The organism is Streptomyces sp. CC53, assembly GCF_001865245.1.
GTDB lineage: Bacteria > Actinomycetota > Actinomycetes > Streptomycetales > Streptomycetaceae > Streptomyces.
On record NZ_MKXB01000106.1, the window covers coordinates 67635 to 74599 of the forward strand.

6 protein-coding genes are annotated in these 6965 nt (G+C 74.9%); 3 read left to right on the plus strand and 3 right to left on the minus strand.

Annotated elements, in window-relative coordinates:
• Nucleotides 1-59 precede the first annotated feature (59 nt).
• Entirely contained in the window at nt 60-1568 is a 1509-nt protein-coding gene (locus BJP40_RS10445; protein ID WP_071280129.1) for an ankyrin repeat domain-containing protein, read from the minus strand.
• Between the two features lie 76 nt (nt 1569-1644).
• Nucleotides 1645-2556 carry a hypothetical protein gene (locus tag BJP40_RS10450; protein WP_071280130.1) on the minus strand — a complete coding sequence of 304 codons (912 nt, stop codon included), beginning with the start codon at nt 2554-2556 and terminating at the stop codon, nt 1645-1647.
• A 329-nt stretch (nt 2557-2885) separates the two neighbouring features.
• Between BJP40_RS10450 and BJP40_RS10455 the strand changes: the two genes are divergently transcribed.
• Both BJP40_RS10455 and BJP40_RS10460 read left to right on the plus strand, forming a co-directional pair.
• Complete coding sequence (locus BJP40_RS10455) at nt 2886-3689, plus strand: serine protease (RefSeq protein WP_071280131.1); 804 nt, start codon at nt 2886-2888, stop codon at nt 3687-3689.
• A 296-nt stretch (nt 3690-3985) separates the two neighbouring features.
• The gene (locus tag BJP40_RS10460) at nt 3986-4345 is read left to right on the plus strand and encodes a chorismate mutase (protein WP_071280132.1); all 360 of its coding nucleotides are present in this window, start codon (nt 3986-3988) and stop codon (nt 4343-4345) included.
• 91 nt (nt 4346-4436) lie between these two features.
• Here the strand turns inward: BJP40_RS10460 and BJP40_RS10465 are convergent, their stop codons facing one another.
• Nucleotides 4437-4694 carry a GNAT family N-acetyltransferase gene (locus BJP40_RS10465; RefSeq protein WP_071280133.1) on the minus strand — a complete coding sequence of 86 codons (258 nt, stop codon included), beginning with the start codon at nt 4692-4694 and terminating at the stop codon, nt 4437-4439.
• A gap of 809 nt (nt 4695-5503) precedes the next feature.
• Between BJP40_RS10465 and pepN the strand changes: the two genes are divergently transcribed.
• The coding region (pepN, locus tag BJP40_RS10475) for an aminopeptidase N (protein ID WP_071280135.1) at nt 5504-6965 on the plus strand (1462 nt) is incomplete at its 3' end.

A 6965-nucleotide genomic window follows, 5' to 3' on the forward strand; every position in this document is an offset into this window, starting at 1 on the left:
GCCACCCAGCGGTGAACGTCCTCGCCCAGGGCTGTGCGCTCGCCGCGCGGGGTGGGCGGTCAGCGGCGCGGCCAGGCGAACTCCAGGCGGTTCCTGGTGCGTTCGTCCTGGATGTGCTCCAGCGCCTCACGCGCCACCGTGCAGGCCCGGCCGTCCGGGTCCCCGCACACCAGGATCCGGTCCAGCACGTCGACCGCCCGCGGGTCCTGCCGGATCGCCAGGCCCCGTGCCGCCTCCGCCGCGACCACCGGGTCCGGGTCCGCCGACGCCTCCACCAAGGCCTCCCGTACGCCGGGGGAGTCCTCCGCCGCGACGGCCAGGGCGTGCGCCGCGGCCGCCCGCACCCCGGCGTCCCCGTCGCGGACCAGCGCGGTCAGCGCCGCCACGGCCTCCCGGTGCCCATGCGGCACGAGCCCGGTCACGGCGACCGCGACCCCGCGCCGCACCCGCGCGTCCGGGTGCACCGCGTGCCGCAGGACGTCCGGCAGGACCGCCGCGTCGCCCTGCGCCCCGAGCGCCCGCACCACCGCCAGCGCCAGTTCCGCCTCGCGCGCCTCGCGGCCCAGCTCCCGCAGCACGGGCAGCGCCCGCGCCCGCACCACGGCGGCCCCGGTGCCGCCGTGCGCGGTGAGCCGCGCGAGCACGTCCGCGCCCAGCGTCCGCCGCAGCGGGTCCGGGGCCCCGCACCAGCCCACCGCGGCCGCGCACGTCTCCTCGTCACCCCGCCGCCCCAGCGCCTCCACGGCCTCCGTCCAGTCCCCGAGCCCCGGGTCGGCGCACCCCAGGGCCCGCCCCGCCAGCTCCTCGGCCGGCGCCCGCACGCCCAGCGCCTCCTCCAGCAGCGTCACGATCGCCGCGTGCCCCGTCTGCTGCTCGTTCCCCGCAGCCGGCGCGCCGTCGACGAGCACCTCCACCACCACCGTCACCCCTTCGTCCTCCGGGAGACGCCGTACGACGACGTCAGCGGTGCCCCCGGGGCCGTGCGCGTCCACCAACCCCTCCCGCAGCACGGCCGCCACGTCCCGCCCCCGCCACGCACGGGCCTCGGCCAGCGCCTCCTCCCGCCCCGGAGCGCCCCGCTCCAGCAGCGCACGCACGATCGGCAGCGAGCCCCGCCGGGCCGCCGCGACCAGCGGCACCATCCCGTCGGGGCCGGGCCGCGCCGGGTCGGCGCCGTACTCCAGCAGCGCCTCGACCGTCCCGGAGTGCCCCTGCCGCACCGCCCACGCCAGCGCCGTGTACCCGAACTCCTCCCGCTGGTCCGGCCACGCCCCGGCCGCGAGGAGGGCCCGCACCGCCTCCGTGTGGCCGTTGCAGGCGGCGCCGCACAGGGGCAGGTCACCCGCCGTCCCGCCGCTGCCCCGGCCCGGGTCGGCGCCCGCGGCCAGCAGCAGCCGGACGACCGCCGCGCGGCCGTTGACCGCCGCCGTGTACAGGACGGTGCCGCCGTCCTCGTCGGTCGCTTCCGCCGGGGCCCCCGAGCGCAGCAGCCGCACCACCGCGTCGACGTCCCCACTCAGGACGGCCTCGAACAGATCCTCGTACACCGGTGCCGGAACCATGGTCATACGTCGACCCTGACCCGCCCGCGAGTCCTTCGCAAACACATTCGCCCCGATGCGCGCCCCGGGGCCGACGGCCTGCCTACGTGTCGCACTCCAGGACCGCCCGGCACAGTCCGCACCGCACGCGCGTGCGGCCCCGCACCGGCACCCGGATGCGCTGCAGACACGTGGGGCAGGGGAACGACACCCGCAGCTCCGCGGTCCCGCCGCCCTCGAACGCGTACCCGTCCGGGCCGGAGGGGACCGCCGGCCCGGTGCGCCCGGCGGCGTACCGCTTCTTCTCCTTCGCGTACCGGTGCCGCGCGGCCCGCCCGGCAGCCGCCGACGGGGGCCGCCGCTCGTCGCGCAGCGCCTCCTCCCGGCCCCGTACGTACGCCTCGTACCCCTGGGGGCTGGTGAACCACGGCGAGGGGTCCTCGCCGAAGAGCCGCGCCCGCTTGGCCAGCACGTAGCCGAACTCCTCCGGTGTCAGGTAGCCCAGCTTCTGGCTGGACAGCGCGTCCTCGCGGTAGGCGTCCAGCAGCAGCCAGCCGGCACCCAGGTACGCGGTCGCGGTGTCCGTGAGGATCTCGTTGTCCCGGGTCCCGCGGAAGGCCAGGTCGAGCCGGTGCAGCAGCACGTGCGTGATCTCGTGTGCGAGGGCCGCGCCGATGTCCCGCCGGTGGGTCCTGAACCGGTCGTTGAGCTCGATGAAGTACTCGGGCCCGGCCTCCAGCTCCACGCTCGCGGCGTGCTCCATCGCGCGGAAGCTCACGATCATCCGCGCCTCCGGCAGCCCGAGTTGCCGTACCAGTGCCCCCGCGACCCGGTGCGTCCCCAGGTGCAGGTCGTCGCCGTCACCGAAGGCCACCGCGTCGGGCGGGACGCTCACCGCGTACGCGGCCAGGCCCTCGTACGAGATCCGCCGGTGCACGGCGGTGATCGCCGCCCGGACCGTGTCCAGGTGGGGGAAGCCGTGGACGACCTCCGCTCCCGGTCCGCTCCCCGCCATGTCCCGCACCCCCGTGGACCACAGCCGCCGCGGCGGCCCCCGCGTACGCCGCCCACTGCCTCCACAGTACGGCGCCGCGGCGCCGCTCACCGGGGTCGCCGCGCCACCGGCCGTCCGGACCGCCCTCCGGCCGCGTCCCGGTCGTCGCCGCGGTCCCCGCCGCGACCCGGGCGCCGACCGGGGAGGGGGCCGGTGTTCTCGTGCACGGCGCTGTCCGAAAGGACGCCTTGCGGGGGCCCTCCGGGCCTCCGGATAATCCGGCACAAGCCTTGACGCGCTCATGCCATGCATGGGTGCTCCCGGGCCGACCCCCCACGAAAGGCACCCAGGTGAACACCACCACCAGCACACTCCCGCGCGCCCTGAAGCGCTTCGCCGCCGCGGCCGCCGTCACCCTCGCCGCCCTCAGCCTCCACCCCGCCACCGCCGACGCCCTGCCCAAACCGCCCACCGCCCCCGACCCCGTCGTCGGCGGCAGCCCCGCCTCCCAGGGCGAGTTCCCCTGGATGGTCCGCCTCTCCATGGGCTGCGGAGGCTCCCTCCTCACCCAGCAGATCGTCCTCACCGCCGCCCACTGCGTCAGCGGCTCCGGCAACAACACCAGCATCACCGCCACCGCCGGCGTCACCGACCTGCAGAGCGGATCCGCCATCAAGGTCCGCTCCACCAAGGTCCTCCAGGCCCCCGGCTACAACGGCCAGGGCAAGGACTGGGCCCTCATCAAACTGGCCCGCCCCGTCAACCTCCCCACCCTGAACATCGCCACCACCACCGCCTACGACAACGGCACCTTCACCGTCGCCGGCTGGGGCGCCGACCGCGAAGGCGGCAGGCAGCAGCGCCACCTCCTCAAGGCCCAGGTGCCCTTCGTCTCCGACGCCACCTGCCGCCAGGCCTACGGCAGCTCCCTCGTGCCCGCCGAGGAGATCTGCGCCGGCCTGCCCCAGGGCGGCGTCGACACCTGCCAGGGCGACTCCGGCGGCCCCATGTTCCGCCGCGACGACAGGGGCGCCTGGATCCAGGTCGGCATCGTCAGCTGGGGCTACGGCTGCGCCCGCCCCCAGTACCCCGGCGTCTACGCCCAGGTGTCCACCTTCGCCACCGCCATCAAGCAGGCCGCGGCCACCCTGTAGCCCCCGGCCGCACCCCGAAACGGCGGGCCACCGCCACGACCCGGTGGCCCGCCCCTCCCGGGGCGCCCCGGGCAGGCCCGCCCCCTCCCTGCGGCCCGCGCCCCCCGACGGCCGGGCCCTCCACGCGGCCCGCGACCTCGCCGGCGGGCCGCGCCCGCCGGACAGGGGGCTCCCGGGCATCCGGGCTTCAGACCGCCGGAACCCCGCCGCACGGGCGGGCCCCCGGGCAGTCCCCGCCCGTCCCGCATCCCGAACACCCCCCGACGAACCGTCCGCAACCCGTCTAAGCTCGCCGCATGAGCACGAGCGACCCCATCGACGACACCGTCCGCGCCGAACTGACCCGCCTGCGCGAGAGCATCGACAACATCGATGCCGCCGTCGTCCACATGCTCGCCGAGCGCTTCAAGTGCACCCAGCAGGTCGGCCTCCTCAAGGCCCGCCACCACCTGCCCCCCGCCGACCCCGCACGCGAGGCCCGCCAGATCGCTCGCCTGCGCCACCTCGCCGAGTCCGCCAAACTCGACCCGGCCTTCGCGGAGAAGCTCCTCAACTTCATCATCGCTGAAGTGATCCGCCACCACGAGCAGATCGCCGAAGACCCCCTGACCAGCGACGAAGCCACCCCGGAGGTCTCCGGAGCCGCCCCGCAGTGACCCGCTGAGCCGCCGGCCCCGGGCCACCGGCCGGGCCGCGCGGGGGAGGGCCCGGCGACAGATGAACCGGCCTGCGCTGACCGGCGTCAGATCAGATCGGTACGAGGATCGGCGACCCGGTGGTTGCTGCGGAGCACCCGGCCGGCAAGGACACGTACCCCTCTCCGAGGTGCCGGAACCCGAGGCTGCGGCGGATCCCGTTCGACGGAGTGTTGCCCGTCGCAGGAAAGGCGTGCACAAGCCTCCACCGGCCGTCCTCGCGGGCCGGTTCGAGCAGCATGCGGACACCCTGCTTGCCCAGCCCCCGCCCCTGGAACTCCGGCAGCACCATCCAGCCGGTCTCCGACACCGGCCCGGCACCGCCCCCGGGGGGGAGTGGCCGGCGGAGGACCACCACACCCGGCCCGGCACCCCCGGGCACGATCTCTTGATCCAGTCGGCGTCCTCCCGAGCCCGCCGGACTGCACGCCGTGCTCGCGCAGGTGGCGCAGGCCGCGCATGACGCGGCCGAAGGTGGGCTTGCCGCCCTTGTCGACCCGGCAGGCGTCGTGGAGGGCGCGGGGACCGTCGACGGAGAGGCCGACGAGGAAGCCGTTGTCCTACAGGAACCGGGCCCAGGTCGGCCGTCCAGGAGGGTGCCGTTGGTCTGGAGGGTGGACAGCACGGCGGACCTTCGCCTCCATGCCCTCCCGGGGCAGCGGACCGCCCAACCCGTCCATCACGGCCGGGTCACACCGCATCCGGACGTACGCACCGAGGCCGCCGCCCTCCACATCGCGCAGCAGCACCAGCACTCCTCACCGCGGTCCGGGCGAGGCCCGCACACCCGCACCCCGCCGGCCACCCCCACGGAAAGGACGACGCGCCACCCGGCTGCCGACCACGCCCCGCCACCCGCCGGCAGTGCCGTCCCCGCCACGCCTGGCGCCCCGCGCCCCCGGGCCGCACCACCACCACGCGGACCATGCCCCAGTGCCCCCGCACCCCGCGCACTCGCCGCACAGCCCCCGGAACAGACCGCCGAGCCGCCGACCGAGCACGCCACACCACCCGGGACACCGCTGCCGAAACCGGCCGATCCTACCCTCCGCAGCCCCCTCCCGAAGCGGCCGGCGCAACCCGCTGACCAGCCCCCACCGCATCAGGCAGCATGGGCCCATGCCCGCACTGACGCGCGAAGAGGCGCAGACCCGAGCCCGCACCCTGGACGTCGACCACTACACCGTCGACCTCGACCTGACCACCGGCGACGACACCTTCGACTCCGTCACCCGCATCCGGTTCACCACCCGGACCCCCGGCGACACCTTCGTCGAACTCAAGCCGGCCACCCTCCACAGCGTCACCCTCGACGGGCAGCCCCTCGACCCCACCACCCTCGACGACAACCGCCTCCCCCTCACCGGCCTCACCGAAGGCCCCCACGAACTCCACGTCCACGCCACCATGCGCTACTCCCGCACCGGCGAGGGCATGCACCGCTTCACCGACCCCGCAGACGGCGAGACCTACGTCTACACCCAGCTCTTCCTCGACGACGTCCAACGCGTCTTCGCCGCCTTCGACCAGCCCGACCTCAAGGCGACCTACGACGTCACCGTCACCGCCCCCCGGCACTGGACCGTCCTCGCCAACAGCACCACCACCCACACCGGCGACGGCCGCTGGACCGCCGCCACCACCCCCCGCATCTCCACCTACCTCGTCGCCGTCGCCGCCGGCCCCTGGCACTCCGTCCGCACCCGCCACGCCGGCCTCCCCTTCGGCATCCACTGCCGCCGCTCCCTCGCCCCCCACCTCGACGCCGACGCCGACGAGATCCTCGACGTCACCCGGCAGTGCTTCGACCGCTACCACGAGAAGTTCGAAGAGCCCTACCCCTTCGACTCCTACGACCAGGCGTTCGTCCCCGAATTCAACGCCGGCGCCATGGAGAACCCCGGCCTCGTCACCTTCCGCGACGAATTCGTCTTCCGCTCCGCCGTCACCATCAGCGAACGCCAGCGACGCGCCATGGTTATCGCCCACGAGATGGCCCACATGTGGTTCGGCGACCTCGTCACCCTCACCTGGTGGGACGACATCTGGCTCAACGAGTCCTTCGCCGAGTACATGGGCTACCAGACCGTCAACGAAGCCACCACCCGCTACCCCGACACCTGGATCGACTACGGAGTCGAACGCAAGGCCTGGGGATACGACGCCGACCAGCGGCCCTCCACCCACCCCGTCGCCCCCGAACCCCACGACGTTCCCGACACCGCCTCCGCCCTCCTCAACTTCGACGGCATCTCCTACGCCAAGGGCGCCTCCGCCCTCCGCCAGCTCGTCGCCTGGCTCGGCGAGAAGGACTTCCTCGCCGGCATCAACACCCACTTCGCCCGCCACAAGTTCGGCAACGCCACCCTCACCGACTTCCTCGACAGCCTCGCCTCCGCCACCGACCGCGACGTCCACGCCTGGGCCGAAGCCTGGCTCCGCACCACCGGCACCGACACCCTCACCGCCGCCGTCACCACCACCCCCGGACGCTGGTCCCTCACCCTCGACCGCACCGGCACCCGCCCCCACCGCATCACCGTCGGCGCCTACGACCGCGACCTCAGCGACGGACGCACCC